Annotated in this window: 12 protein-coding genes and 2 tRNA genes; all 14 read right to left on the minus strand. The window is 36.7% G+C overall.

Annotation, left to right across the window (positions count from 1 at the left end; all coding sequences use genetic code 11):
• Positions 1-45: 45 nt before the first annotated feature.
• The 14 genes from cysK to HU235_RS02210 all read right to left on the minus strand — a co-directional run bounded on the left by cysK (position 46) and on the right by HU235_RS02210 (position 14,378).
• Positions 46-969, minus strand: a complete 924-nt coding sequence (gene cysK, locus HU235_RS02145; RefSeq protein WP_174879224.1) for a cysteine synthase A — start codon at positions 967-969, stop codon at positions 46-48.
• Between the two features lie 95 nt (positions 970-1,064).
• Positions 1,065-1,958 (minus strand): peptidyl-prolyl cis-trans isomerase, encoded by an 894-nt coding sequence (locus HU235_RS02150; protein ID WP_174879225.1) that lies wholly within the window; start codon positions 1,956-1,958, stop codon positions 1,065-1,067.
• 33 nt (positions 1,959-1,991) lie between these two features.
• On the minus strand, positions 1,992-2,870 hold the full coding sequence (gene hslO / locus HU235_RS02155) for an Hsp33 family molecular chaperone HslO (protein WP_307190881.1): 879 nt from the start codon (positions 2,868-2,870) through the stop codon (positions 1,992-1,994).
• Positions 2,871-2,912: 42 nt separating this feature from the next.
• A complete protein-coding gene (locus HU235_RS02160; RefSeq protein WP_174879227.1) occupies positions 2,913-3,683 on the minus strand; it encodes a type III pantothenate kinase in 771 nt (256 codons plus the stop codon).
• Positions 3,684-4,080: 397 nt separating this feature from the next.
• On the minus strand, positions 4,081-6,009 hold the full coding sequence (gene ftsH / locus HU235_RS02165) for an ATP-dependent zinc metalloprotease FtsH (RefSeq protein WP_095302785.1): 1,929 nt from the start codon (positions 6,007-6,009) through the stop codon (positions 4,081-4,083).
• A 94-nt stretch (positions 6,010-6,103) separates the two neighbouring features.
• On the minus strand, positions 6,104-6,640 hold the full coding sequence (gene hpt, locus HU235_RS02170) for a hypoxanthine phosphoribosyltransferase (protein ID WP_095302784.1): 537 nt from the start codon (positions 6,638-6,640) through the stop codon (positions 6,104-6,106).
• 22 nt (positions 6,641-6,662) lie between these two features.
• Entirely contained in the window at positions 6,663-8,051 is a 1,389-nt protein-coding gene (gene tilS / locus HU235_RS02175; protein WP_174879228.1) for a tRNA lysidine(34) synthetase TilS, read from the minus strand.
• Between the two features lie 192 nt (positions 8,052-8,243).
• Positions 8,244-9,269: a protein kinase domain-containing protein gene (locus HU235_RS02180; RefSeq protein WP_145584344.1), complete on the minus strand. Its 1,026-nt coding sequence runs from the start codon at positions 9,267-9,269 to the stop codon at positions 8,244-8,246.
• On the minus strand, positions 9,235-9,972 hold the full coding sequence (locus HU235_RS02185) for a VWA domain-containing protein (protein WP_145584346.1): 738 nt from the start codon (positions 9,970-9,972) through the stop codon (positions 9,235-9,237). Before HU235_RS02185 ends, HU235_RS02180 begins: the two co-directional genes overlap by 35 nt.
• Before the next feature lie 132 nt (positions 9,973-10,104).
• Entirely contained in the window at positions 10,105-12,585 is a 2,481-nt protein-coding gene (spoIIE, locus tag HU235_RS02190) for a stage II sporulation protein E (protein ID WP_095302780.1), read from the minus strand.
• 339 nt (positions 12,586-12,924) lie between these two features.
• A tRNA-Glu gene (locus HU235_RS02195) sits at positions 12,925-12,996 on the minus strand.
• A 29-nt stretch (positions 12,997-13,025) separates the two neighbouring features.
• A tRNA-Met gene (locus tag HU235_RS02200) sits at positions 13,026-13,102 on the minus strand.
• Positions 13,103-13,469: 367 nt separating this feature from the next.
• A complete protein-coding gene (locus HU235_RS02205) occupies positions 13,470-13,922 on the minus strand; it encodes a S1 domain-containing RNA-binding protein (RefSeq protein WP_095302779.1) in 453 nt (150 codons plus the stop codon).
• An 87-nt stretch (positions 13,923-14,009) separates the two neighbouring features.
• Positions 14,010-14,378 carry an FtsB family cell division protein gene (locus HU235_RS02210; protein ID WP_095302778.1) on the minus strand — a complete coding sequence of 123 codons (369 nt, stop codon included), beginning with the start codon at positions 14,376-14,378 and terminating at the stop codon, positions 14,010-14,012.
• Positions 14,379-14,531 lie beyond the last annotated feature (153 nt).

The raw sequence follows: 14,531 nt of genomic DNA on the forward strand, positions 1-14,531 counted from the left end.
ACATAAAATCGCCACCCCCTTTTATCATTATTTAATCGTTATTTATCAATCATATTGGTATAAAGGAGTACTTAAGTAACGTTCACCATTATCAGGGATAATCGCTAAAACTTTCTTTCCTTTACCAAGCTCTTTCGCAACTTTTAATGCGGCAGCAATCGCAGCACCAGATGAAATTCCTCCAAGAATTCCTTCTTCTCTACCTGCTTTTCTCGCTGCTTCGAATGCTTCTTCATTTTTAATCGTAATTACTTCATCATAAATATTTGTATTTAAAACGTCAGGTACAAACCCTGCACCGATTCCTTGAATCTTATGAGGACCTGGCTTTCCTCCTGAAAGTACTGGAGAATCCGTTGGCTCAACTGCATAAATTTTAATGGATGGATAGTTTTCTTTTAAAACTGAACCTGCCCCAGTAATTGTTCCACCAGTACCGATACCAGAAACAAATGCATCAAGTTGGTCACCCATTTGTGCAACAATTTCCTTTCCAGTTGTTTGGCGGTGAATTTCTGGATTTGCTTCATTTTTAAATTGTTGAGGTACAAAATAACCGTGTTCTTTTGCTAATTCTTCCGCTTTACGGATAGCTCCGTTCATTCCTTCAGAACCTGGTGTTAATACTAATTCTGCACCATAAGCACGCAGCAAGTTTCTACGCTCTAAACTCATCGTATCAGGCATTACTAAAATCGCTTTCAAGCCTTTAGCAGCTGCTACCATCGCTAAACCAATCCCTGTGTTACCACTTGTTGGCTCAATAATCGTATCGCCAGCCTTTAGCACTCCACTTTTTTCAGCAGTTTCGATCATCGCTAAACCAATACGATCTTTAACACTGCTTCCTGGATTGAAATATTCAAGCTTCAAATATACATCTGCACTATTATCATCTACTATTCTGTTTAACTTAACGATCGGTGTTTCGCCGATTAATTCATGTATAGAGTTTGCTATACGTGCCATTAACGTTTCCTCCTCTATCCCGAGTAAATTTATTGGATTTATAAGTAATATATCAATTCCTAGAAAAATTGTCAAAACATTTTAACTCATTTGTCCTATTTTTCTAGATTATTCCCATAAAACCATTTTACATTTAACTCGTCCCACAATGGTTCAACAGATACAGAGCCTTGCATCTGTTCTAGGGCTATTTGTCTACGTACTTGTCCCTTTACTTCGTCATAAGAGTACGATTTTCCTTCTAGCTTTTCATGAAGCAAAAGAATAGCATATCCATTTTCTACTTTTATAGGTTCACTCCATTCCCCTGGCTTTAAGGTTTTTGCAACATTTATATAATCATCAGGAACATACTCGTTGTTTTTAGAAATAAACCCTATGTCGCCACCAGAGGGAGCCGAAAACTCATCAATAGAGTTCTCAATGGCTAACGCTTCAAAGCTAGATCCCCCACTAAGCTCATCAACCATTTTATTTGCCTCAGCTTTTGTATTAACGATTATTTGTGACAAATGATAGGATTCATCTATTGCATATAGCTCTTTATTATTTTCATAAAAGTTTTTTATTTCTTCTTCTGTTACTGTTACATCCTTTGTCAGTAACTCTTCTAATAAAATGCTGTAGCGAATTTGCTCACGCCAATCCTCTTCATTCCCATTCTGTTCCTCATCAAATGAATTGTACATTGATTTGTAAACAGCTAGTTCTCGTTCAACATCCTCATCTGAGACCGAAATATGATATTTTTCAGCTAATTGTTCGACCACTTTTATGTTGATTAATTCCTTTAGAGTTTCTTCGCCATATTTCTCTTCAAGTTCAGCCATCCATTGCTCTCTTGTAATATGAGAATCACCAATTGTTGCAATAGATTCATTCTCAGAGCTAGCTTTTATTCTTTGATTATTTGTTAAAAAGTAACCAACCGTTAAGCAGTTTATTACAACCAAAGCAAAAATAATGCTCCATAACGTTTTACCGCTCATTTCCCCATCTCCTAATACTCCCTAAAAACGTTTCTATTTTGCCTCTATTTTTAGTTGCTCTAAGTCTTCTCTAGAAAATAAATATACTTCATTACAAAAATGACATTGAGCTTCCGCTTGACCATCTTCATCAATCATCGCCTGGATCTCATCTGCCCCTAAACTTATAACAGCATTTTCAATTCGTTCCTTCGAACATTGACATTTAAATGCCACTGGCTGTTTTTCTAAAATCCTCACGTTATTATCACCAAGTACTTCTTCAAGTATTTGTTCCGGTGTGAGACCGCGCTGAATTAGCTTTGAAATCGGATCAATCTTACTTAATCTTTCTTCAATTAACGAAATCGTTTCATCACTAGTTCCTGGTAATAACTGAATAATAAAGCCACCAGAAGCTAAAATCGAATTATCAGGATTAACTAATACTCCTACACCTACTGATGAAGGAACCTGCTCTGAAGTAACAAGATAATAAGTAAAATCTTCTCCAAGCTCCCCTGAAACGATTGGAACTTGTCCTGAAAAATGATCCTTTAAGCCAAGATCCTTAACAATTGTTAAAGTCCCTTCTGTACCAACTGCTCTCGCGACATCAAGCTTTCCTTTAGCATTTAGCTCAAAATGAGTTTGTGGATTTGTTACATACCCTCGCACTTCACCTTTTGAGTTACTATCAACAAGTATGGCACCAATTGGTCCGCCACCTTCAACTTTAATCGTTAACTTCGCATCGCCCTTTAACATCGAACCCATCATGACACCGAACGTCATAGAACGTCCTAATGCGGCTGAAGCTGTCGGCCACGTTTGGTGTCTTCTTTGCGCCTCAGATACTGTTTCTGTCGTTCTCGTTGCATAAGCGCGGACTTGATTATCAAATGCCAACGCCTTAACTAAATAATCCATTATTATGCTCCCTTCACTTTACACATATATGTAGCTTTATCGATTTTACTTTGTTGTATTTCTTTCATAAATCAACTGGAGACCTCGTAGTGTTAAAAACGGATCTACAACATCAATACAATCTGATTCTTTCGCAATTAGTGAAGCTAACCCTCCAGTTGCAATAACTTTTGGTACTTCCACTGCTTGTTCTTTAATTCGTTTAACAATCCCTTCAACCTGACCTACATATCCATATAAAATCCCAGACTGCATCGCACTTACTGTGTTTTTGCCAATAATATTGTCAGGTCTTGTAATTTCAATTCTTGGTAGCTTTGCAGCTCTAGAATAAAGCGCTTCTGTAGAAATATTTATTCCTGGAGCAATTGCACCACCCATATATTGCTTATGCTCATTTATATAGCAATAAGTTGTCGCTGTTCCAAAATCAACAATAATGATCGGACTTCCATAGTCCTGGATGCCTGCGACTGCATTTACAATTCTGTCAGCCCCTACCTCACGAGGATTTTCATACTTAATATTTAATCCCGTCTTTATTCCAGGTCCAACAATTAACGGCTTGACATTAAAATACTTTAAACACATTCTTTCTAACGCAAACATTATTGGAGGTACAACCGAGGAAATGATTATTCCTTCTATTTGATTAAACAAAATCCCTTCATGCTCGAAAAGACTTTTTAATACCATTGCAAATTCATCTTCTGTTTTATTACGGCTTGTCTCAATTCGCCAATAGTGCTTAAGCACATCCTGGTCATATACCCCTAATACGGTATTAGTATTTCCAACATCTAATACAAGAATCATCCATATCACCACTTTATAATAATTCAATACTAGTATTCATATTCCGTTACATTTTATCACAGATTTCGGTCGTAAAGAAAAATTGAAGCATTTCAGATTAAGCTTCTTATTATCCTAAGTCAAATAACGATACAGTTTTCGTAAACTTTGTTGCTATGTACTTAGGTGTCTTTTTGATTGATTTTGCGACAGAAATTGCTTTCTGCTGGCTGGGTGGTGAGCCTCCTTTAGTATAAACACTTCCCCAAGATTAACCTATTCACTAAATCCCCGCAGGAGTCTCGCACTGCAATCCAATCAACCAATATATACATAACGCAAAAACAACAAGCTATAAGAAAAGAGCCCAATAAAAAATCGATGGCATCATAAGTTGCCACCGATTTTCGAATATATATTAGGATTTGTCAGAAGTATCCTCATCTTCTTTTTTCGTTTGGATATTCACTTTCACGTCTTCTGATTTTTCTTCCTTCTTCTCGTCATTTGTAGCTACAGGACGATCAGGTAGCTTACCATGCTCAACAAGACTTTGAATTTGTGCTGCATCAAGTGTTTCAACTTCTAGTAACGTTTGTGCAACTAATTCAAGCTTATCGCGGTTCTCAGTTAAAATTTGACGAGCACGCTCATAGCTTTCTTTAATGAAGCGTTGGATTTCCATATCAATTTCATGTGCAATCGCATCACTATAGTTTTGTTCATTATGGATATCACGTCCGAGGAATACTTGGCCTCCTTGTGATTGACCAAATTGTAACGGCCCAAGCTTTTCACTCATTCCGTACTCTGTAACCATTTTTCTTGCAATACCTGTTGCTCTTTGGAAATCATTGTGAGCACCAGTACTTACTTCACCAAAAATAATTTCCTCTGCAACACGTCCGCCAAGTAAACCTGTTATCTTATCTAACAGTTCTGGCTTTGTCATAAAGTAACGATCCTCTTTCGGAAGCATTACCGCATAACCGCCAGCTTGACCACGAGGTACAATTGTTACTTTATGAACCATATCAGCTTCATCTAATACGACTCCAATGATAGTATGTCCGGCTTCGTGATAAGCAACAATATTGCGTTCTTTCTTAGAAATAACACGACTCTTTTTAGCAGGACCCGCAATTACACGGTCTGTTGCTTCATCAAGGTCAGTATTATCAATTTTCTTTTTATCCTGTCTAGCTGCGACCAAGGCTGCTTCGTTCAGTAAGTTTTCTAGGTCTGCCCCAGAAAACCCTGGTGTACGGGCAGCAATCGCCTTTAAGTCAACAGATTCATCTAAAGGCTTGTTACGAGCATGTACCTTCAGAACAGCTTCACGACCTGTTACATCTGGGCGATCAACTGTAATTTGTCTATCAAATCGACCTGGACGTAATAAAGCTGGGTCTAAAATGTCAGGTCTGTTAGTAGCGGCGATAATAATAATACCTTCATTCGCACCAAAGCCATCCATTTCAACTAATAGCTGGTTTAATGTTTGCTCACGTTCATCATGACCCCCACCTAAACCTGCGCCACGCTGACGTCCAACAGCATCAATTTCATCGATGAAGATAATACATGGTGCATTCTTTTTCGCATTTTCAAATAAATCACGAACACGCGATGCACCGACACCGACGAACATTTCAACAAAGTCTGAACCACTAATAGAGAAGAATGGTACTCCAGCTTCACCAGCAACAGCTCTTGCTAGCAATGTCTTACCAGTACCAGGAGGTCCAACTAATAAAACACCTTTAGGAATTCTTGCTCCTAGTTCCGCAAATTTACGTGGGTCCTTTAAGAACTCAACAACCTCAACAAGTTCTTGTTTCTCTTCATCAGCACCTGCTACGTCTTTAAATTTAACCTTTTTCTTTTCTTCACTATAAAGCTTAGCTTTACTTTTACCAAAATTCATTACACGACTTCCGCCGCCCTGAGCTTGGTTTAATAAGAAGAAGAATAGGATGAAAATAATAACAAATGGAATAATCGATGTGAAAAACGTTACCCATCCACTTGTTTCCTCAGCTGGAATAATATTTACCTTATTCGCTTCAGCTGCTTCATCAACTCGGTTTAGCCCTTGTTCAGTAGGTATATATGTTAAGAAGGATTCACCATCTTTTGCATCCTTCATCTCACCTCTAACTTCAAATACTCCACGAACCGGCTGTACAGTCATTTCTTTAACATTTCCATTGTTTAAATCAGAAATGAATTCATTGTAGGTTATTTGCTCAGTCTTTGGATTAGCACCTGTAAAAAAGCTAACAACCCCTATAATTACTAAAAATATAAGTAAATAAAATATGGTATTACGGAAGATCCGATTCATTCCTTACCTCCTCCCACAGTAAACACGACTAAATTAAATAGTATCATAGTAAATCATGGTAACACAACAAATTAAGCTATAGATAAACCGATAATTATTCGTATATTTCAGGCTTTAGCACTCCAATATATGGAAGGTTTCGGTATTTTTCCATATAGTCAAGGCCATATCCTACGACAAATGCGTCAGGCACTTCAAAGCCAACAAAATCAGCTTCTATATCTGCCTTTCTTCCTGTAGGTTTATCTAGCAAAGTAACGATTTTTATTGATTTAGCCTTTCGATAACGGAAAAGCTTCACTAAGTAGCTTAAAGTTAAACCACTATCAATAATATCCTCAATAATTAAAATATTTCTTCCTTCTACAGAAGTATCAAGATCCTTTATAATCTTAACCTCTCCAGAAGAAACGGTTGATGTACCATAACTTGATACATCCATGAAATCCATTTCTAAGTATGTATCAATGTTTTTTAAAAGGTCTCCCATAAATGGCATTGCACCTTTTAATACACCAATAGCGAGTGGAAATTCATCTTTATACTGTTCAGTAAGCGCCTTTCCTAACTCTTTTACCTTTTGTTGGATTTGCTCCTCCGTAACTAAAATTTCCTTGATATCTTGTCTCATTAAATGTGTGCCCCCTAGAAGATCATAGCTCCTTATACTGTAATTCAACAAATACACCATTGCCTGTACTTTCTGCTTCATACATAGATTTCTTTAATCCAGGTATCCAGAGAATTCTTCCATTCCCATCAAGGACAATTGGCCATGAAGATCGATTATGTATTGGAATCTTTTCATCAATAAATATATCTTTTACCTTTTTTCGACCAATCATGCCTTTCAATTGAATTTTATCACCTGGTTTTCTTGTACGAACAATGAGAGGCTTATCGAACGAATCCATATTTAATAAAAAAGTTTCGTTTCTATCCCTCTTAATTGAAGCATTCCTAACTAGTTCACTTTTGATTACATACCCATTTGGCAGTATTAACGAAGAAGGGAAATCAAGTTCATAATAATATGCTTTTACTTCCTCTTGTTCAAATGTAAACAAACAATTTTGATAAGATTTAATCACTTTAAGACCGTTTGGGTAATCAAGTGAGCCTGAAGGATGATTTTGTGACAATAATGTCAATAAATTTTCAATATGTATTGAAGAAAGAGAAGCCGGAATTGTTCCATATAGATAGTTTAATATTAGTTGAATCGCTCTTCTTTGTAAAGGCATTGGTAATTCTAAAAAGCCATTGATTTCAATTTCAACCTTTGACTTTTCTTTTCTTTTCAATACTGTATTCAAATATTTCTTCGTTAATTCCTGTAAATACGTTTCATCTTCCAATAAGGTTTCACTAAAATGCTGAAATCTTTCATGTACAAGCGGATTTTCCTTTTTTAGAAAAGGCAGTACATATTTCCTAAAGCGATTTCTTGTATAATTTGTTTTTTCATTACTTGGGTCAAACCTTGGCAATAACTGTTGTTTCCTGCAGTAGTTTAGGATTTCCTCCTTAGTATAAGGAAGCAACGGTCTAATAATAAATCCATGATGGAATTTCCGTTTCATCTGAATTCCTGCTAAAGATGTCCCGGTAGCTCCTCTTACTAATCTCATAAGGATTGTTTCAATCTGATCATCACCATGATGACCAAGAGCTAAATAATGCGCCTGATATTTATCTAGTACCTCTTTAAAAAATTGATACCGACATTCCCTACCAGCGACCTGTGAGCTTAATTGATGCCTCCTAGCATATTCAGTCACGTCGATTTGCTTCGCTTCACAAATAATATCAAGGTCCCTACAATAGGAAAGAACAAAATTCATTTCAGCTTCTGATTGCTCTCCTCTAAACATATGGTCTACATGGACAACGATTAATTTCAATTGCCACGTTTCTCTCATATTATTTAATAGGTGTAATAAAGCTAATGAATCAGGTCCACCAGAAACTCCTATAACAATTGCTGAACCTTTTTCGAATAATTGATGCTTTTGAATAAGGGCACTAAAATTTTTCACCATTCTCCCTCTTCTATAGAAAATTCAAGTTCATATAAGGACCAAAAACCTTACTTGATAAGCTCGCCATTTACGTAAAACGAGCTTCCTTACATAACTATCCTATCATTATTTCAAAAGCAAAGACAAAAGAGAAGGATTCGTTCACATATAATCCATATTTTTTGAACATTTTTACAATTGAATGAAGAGAAACTACAATAAATAATGATAGACGTATAATGAATAAATAATAAATACACTTATGAGAATCACAATTGTTTCAAGTACACCATTCACTTTCTTTCGCTGTTTTACATGTTTTCTTGTTTGATTCATATAGCTAGTACGAGAGTTTGTACGATTTGGCTTTGACGCTTTCGTTTTAGCTGTAGCAGCCTTTTGTTGACACCTTTCCTTTTTCATCCCTTCTGAAATAATGAGAACGAAATCCTCTTTCATTTCCTGTGCGCTATGATAATTCCCTAACAGCGCGTTATGTAAAATACTTTCATGCTTTTGCAAAAATGGGTGACGATCGATCATTTCAAATAGTTGCTTTTTCCCATTACCTTCCCCTTTTTTTGTAAAACGCTTTGGATAAACTGCATTAATGAGTATCATTGCAACAGCAAATAAATCATAAGAAGGCTCAGCCTTTCGAGTGCCTAACCCCCAATACCCCCTATCAAAAAACTCCGTGAACTCTTTAATTGATCGTCCTTGCTGCGTTGTTCCACCTACATCAATGCACCTGATCTTTGGCGGAGGACCTGAGACGAGAAGATTTTCCGGTTTTAGATCACCAAATACCCAACCTTGTCTATGAAGCTTATCTAAATTTGACAAAAGCTGCAGGATTAAAACATCTGCCCATTCATTGCCCTTTTGCTGAATAAATTCTAAAAAGTTGCTTCCTTGAATATACTCCATCACATAAAACGGGATCATTTTACTACCATTCACAATCCAATCATCGACATCAAGCAAAGAAGGCCCAAGAGAAGCACCCTGGACCATCGAAAAACGTTTTAGTACATTAACCTCTGACGTAATTGCCATACTATTTTCACTTATTTTTAGAGCAACTCGACCTTTTCTGCTATCGGCCAAATAGACGCTACCAGTCGCACCTTGACCTAATAGCTTCACAATTTTATACGACTCACCGTTCCACTTACCTCTAATTACTTTTCCAGAAGGAACATTACAACCCTGATTCATCGTAGTATTCTTCTTCATTTCTTAAAAAGCTCCTTAAAGAACGTTTCTTCTTAAAGTTTTGAATGGCTTCTCGTATCGCTGGACCAGTTGGAGTGATACCACCTGTCGATAATTTCGGGAAAATCGATGAAAGTGATTCTAATCTAGGTGTCCAATCTAACACTTGCTCAACCTCATCCTTTTTCCCAGGAAATACTGAGACAGAAAATTGATTATCACCAATTCGTGAATTTAAGCTAATCGAGAGATCTAATAATGCCTCTTTAACTGTTGGGAGCTTTGGCTTCATACTTGCACTTGTATCGACTAAAATAAGAATTTCTAAGCTTGCAGTTTCTCCTAATTCATCAACTACCTCCATAACTTCTCCTCTTTTATCTGGAGGAAGTTCTTCCATAGAGATGTCTTTACCTAATATTTGTTGTAGCTCTTTATTAACAACCCCTTGAAGCGTTTGTGTCATTGCTTGTCTCGTTACCATTTGAACGGTTTGAGATAATTGATGTGCATATACGATTTGGTGTACGCCACCTCCAGACATCGCAATTCCCTCGATCTCCTGCATCGCTTCATTATCGATCACATTTTCCTCTAAAACCCCAATGACATTCACTGTTATTCCTTGTTCTTGAGCCAACGCTGCCATTGCAATCGGATCTTCTCCATGATTTGAGCATCCATCTGTTATTAATAAAATTTGTTTTAAATGACCCTTTACCATCTTTTTCACCCTCCTCGAGAGACGATAATCCCATATAATTTCGGTCATCTCCTTATTCCTTGAGCAGACAACCTCAATATATGAGTTCAATTTTTAACATCCTCGCCAGAAGGGGGGAATTTTATACGTCCGTCACCCCGTCTTCTTTGATTTGTACCCTGATACAGGGATACTCGCCCACTTAGGAGTATTGTGCTCGATAGCTGAAACAACAACGGTCATATCATCCTCAATTTTCCCAGCTCTTGTTCTAATGACCTCCTCCATAATTAAGTCCGCTACTTCCTGAGGGTTATCAGTCTTAATTTCACTAATTTTCCGTTTCATCCATAAATCATAGTTTTCAACGTGTTTAGGGCCTTCAAAAATCCCGTCGCTCATCATAATCAAAAGATCGCCTGCTTTTAATTTCTCTCCAACAACATCAACATCAAAATCATCGATAATTCCCATCGGAAGATTGCTAGCTTGAATTCTAATAATTTTATCTCCTCTTTTTACATAGCTTGGTGTAGAGCCGATTTTTAAAAATTTACTGTTACCGTCTTGGAGATCAACAATTGCCAAATCTAACGTAGAAAAAATCTCATCAGTTGTTCGAAGCGATAAAATTGAATTTATCGTCTTAATAGCTACTTTTTCTTCTATACCAGATTGTAGGATTTTTTGAAGCAATTTAATTGTTTCATTACTTTCAAAGTGGGCTCTCACTCCATTTCCCATCCCATCGCTAATCGCAACAGCATATTTACCTACTCCTAAATCGATCATTGAATAGCTATCACCTGAAACTAAGCCTCCACCTTTAGCTGCATGGGCAACACCTGTTTCAATTCTGAATTTTTTAGCAGAACCAAAAGATACATGGCAATAACCATTCGGATAATTTGCACATTCTTCATGCTTAACAACAATTGATTCCTCAAGAATATCTGATAGCATAGGTGCAATGATTTTTTCACATTCCCCATGGCCATTACAAAATGGAATGCTCATCTCGATATCAACATTTCCTTGTTCAAGGCTATATATATCTACATTTACAATTTCAATCCCAAAATTCTGTAGGGCATCTAGAATTTGCTCCTCTTGAACAAAATGATTTTCCCTCTCCCGTTTAATTTCATTTGAAAGGTCCTCCATTACATGGGAAACGCCGAGCAATTGCTCTGCAACTAGTCTTCTGCTTTCTTGAACCTCCCTTTTTAACTTTTGATTCGCCTGGAAATAATTTATTTCTTGCTCAATCGCTTCTTCAACTCTAGTCGATTTTGAACAATGCCGCTGAAACTCTTTTTTTAATTTTATGTTATTTTGATACGTGTTTTGTTTATTTTCATGCATAATTTTCTTCATTAGATCATAGGTTGTATCAAAGTTCTCTACCCAGCACTTTTCCTTTTTAAAGCAGTGCTGACAAGTACTCTCTGTAATGCTACTTAAAAATAAATCTGTTTCCCTTTGCTCATCATCAGGTTCATTTTTCTCGTAAAACGTGGCAAAGCTTTCAGATAACGCTTGGAAAACTTGGGAAAATTGGTCAACCCGTTGAGCAGTTACATCGCGGATTTTTCTTACATATTGCTGCTGCTCTTGAGAGTGTTCATTCGTTCCCGGTATATGCTTTGCTAGCCTTGAAGTAACAACCTTAGGAGTTATGAAGAATAACAGAATAGCGATAAGCGATTCTATTAAAGTTGTCATGACATCAGCAGAGCCTTGACCATATAAGGAGATAAGCAATGTTCCTATTAAAAGACCAATGGCTGTTCCAAACTTTTGCCCTTCTCGGAGCAATCCACCTAATAAACCCGAAAATGCTAAAAGGCTCATATGATATAGGTTTCCAACATTGGCTAAGCTTAGAATTAACCCTATTACAACACCAACCGTACTCCCAATACTTGACCCGCCAATAAACGCAAATAATAGGACAAGATAACGGGAAAAAATATGCTCTGCTTGCAGATTCTGATATGTCACCCCTACAAGGCCCGTCATAACTGAAGCGAGCAATATCATGATGCAAATGATTTCTTCTATTTTTAATGATTGTTTATACTTTCTCACCGATAAGAGTGGAATACTTTGAAGGAAAATTAACGTTAATATAAAGGCTAGACCTGATTCAACTCCTGCCATCATATAATCATAAAGAGTTAATGTAGACTTAATAAAAAAGAAGTAACCAATCCTTGTAATCATTACAGTACTGAATACAACAAACGGTAAAATTTTTAATCTATCTTTAAAGATATGTCCGCTCAGCCTATTTAAAATAAGAAACGCAATGATTGACATCGTAATAATTAGTGAGACATTAAGGGAAACCGTCATCCCTCCAGCTATTAATGAAATCCCCGCAAGTGCAGCCTTATCCTTTTTCATAAGTAAAATCGCACCAAAGAATGGCAATGCAAATGGCAAAATCTCTGACAAAATGATAGCCCGTCCTAATAAAAATCCAATAAATGCATATATCAATCCCTTATGTAAGAGAAACAGCTGTAGTCGGGATGAAAGTCGTTGAAAAAATCGATTGACTACGAATTGGGTCTTTTGCATGCCAAAATCAGATATCGGCTCCATTAACCTTCTTTCCACTTTTTCCATGTTCATTCCCCCACTTAATCATATTGCTTGTATTATAGCGAAGGTATGGACAAGAATTTGTCAAAACAAGGGTGTCTATTCAAAAAAACGTTCGACTGTTTTTGAAGAATGCGACAAATACTCCATAGATATGAAACTATCTATTTTATAATTCGCCAAAAATCTAGAGATGTTAGTCAGACTATTCAGGATCGTGTCAAATCTATGCAATTTTTTTATTTCTCTAGTTTAATATGTCTGCATTACAAATCATTTTAATTAAGATTAGCGCATTCATTAGTGAGACAGTATTTTTAAAAATAAAAAAACTAGCTGCCTATTAGCAACTAGTTTTTAGTATGACCCGTACGGGATTCGAACCCGTGTTACCGCCGTGAAAGGGCGGTGTCTTAACCGCTTGACCAACGGGCCGGTTTTTCATTATTAAATCTATAAAAATATGGTAGCGGCGGAGGGGATCGAACCCACGACCTCACGGGTATGAACCGTACGCTCTAGCCAGCTGAGCTACGCCGCCATATATTCAGTACCTTTATTAGGCACAAGATATATAATACAATCGTTTTATGATTACGTCAACAGAAAAAATATTTTCGGAATATTCTATAATAAAATCAACAATTAAAGCACATCAAAGCTCCAATTGCTCACTAGAAAATAATTCAGAAAAACCTATTCAATCCCAAAGAACTTACTTTCACTTTGGACGATCGTTACATTGTCACAGGTCCACATCTTATACTTCCTTAAACATTACTAGTCCGACTACTTAAGTGTCCCAATCTTACCGTACATTTATCATCTAGCATTTAATTTGTTTCCACAAGACCAAAAAAAGACACCCAACAGGTGTCTTTTCTCTTATATATTATGAAGGCAGCAAGCTATCCTCTTCTAGCTCCTCGACCACCGCGTTTTGATTCTGTATTACGCTTTAGTGAAGATAGTCGGTCTTCACTATCCTTTAAGAAACGGCTCATTTTTTGTTCAAAACTTTCTTTATTGTTATTGCGGAAATCATTTCCTCTTTGTCTCGGGCGATCTGATTGCCTTGGACGATCTGAGTTTCTTGGGCGTTCTGGACGTTCTGGGCGCTCTGGTCGATCTATTGCTTTTTTAATTGATAGACCAATCTTACCATCATTTTCCACATTTATTACCTTAACTGTTACTTCATCTCCGACTTTTAAGTGATCATTAATATCCTTCACATAATTATCGGCAACTTCACTAATGTGAACGAGACCTGTAGTGCCTCCTGGTAGCTCCACAAACGCTCCAAAATTTGTAATGCCCGTCACTTTACCCTGTAACTTGCTGCCAACTTCAATCGACATAAAAATAATGCTCCTCCTTAAACAGATAAAAAATCATTCGAATCTTTATTACATTATACATAAATAAAAAAACGAGTGTCAACAAGGCTAGTCTTTTATATTAAAGATGATCTCGTTATCATCAGATAAAAAGTAATCTCTTCTTGCAATCTTTGCAATATATTCGTCATCATTTAATTTCACAATTTCTTCCCTTAATAACTTTTCCTCTTTTTTTAGAGTTGCTAACTTTTCTTCAAGCTCTTTTTGTTCCTCACGCTTTTCTTCAATTGCATTTGATTGTTGATGAATCGTGGTTATCATAACAGCGGAGGAGATGACAGCCAAAATACCTAGCATCGCAAGTCTACGAACCAAGCCCTTTCTACGTCTTTTCGAAAGCTGTTGTTGTTTTTCTTGCTGCTTCATATATTGTGATTGTAACTCGGTAATTTTTTTTGTTCTTTCGTGACTCATACATATCCTCCCTACTATCGCTATTTTTTATCTCGATGCCACCACGTTTTTATTTTATTAGTAATATTCTTGAATTTCCCAAAAAATCCTGCTAACCGTCTTATATTCTCAATAAGGAAATTTTCAACACTCCTTGGAACAAGCCTCCATAAC

This window comes from Metabacillus niabensis (assembly GCF_902829255.1).
GTDB classification, from domain to species: Bacteria; Bacillota; Bacilli; order Bacillales; family Bacillaceae; genus Metabacillus; species Metabacillus niabensis.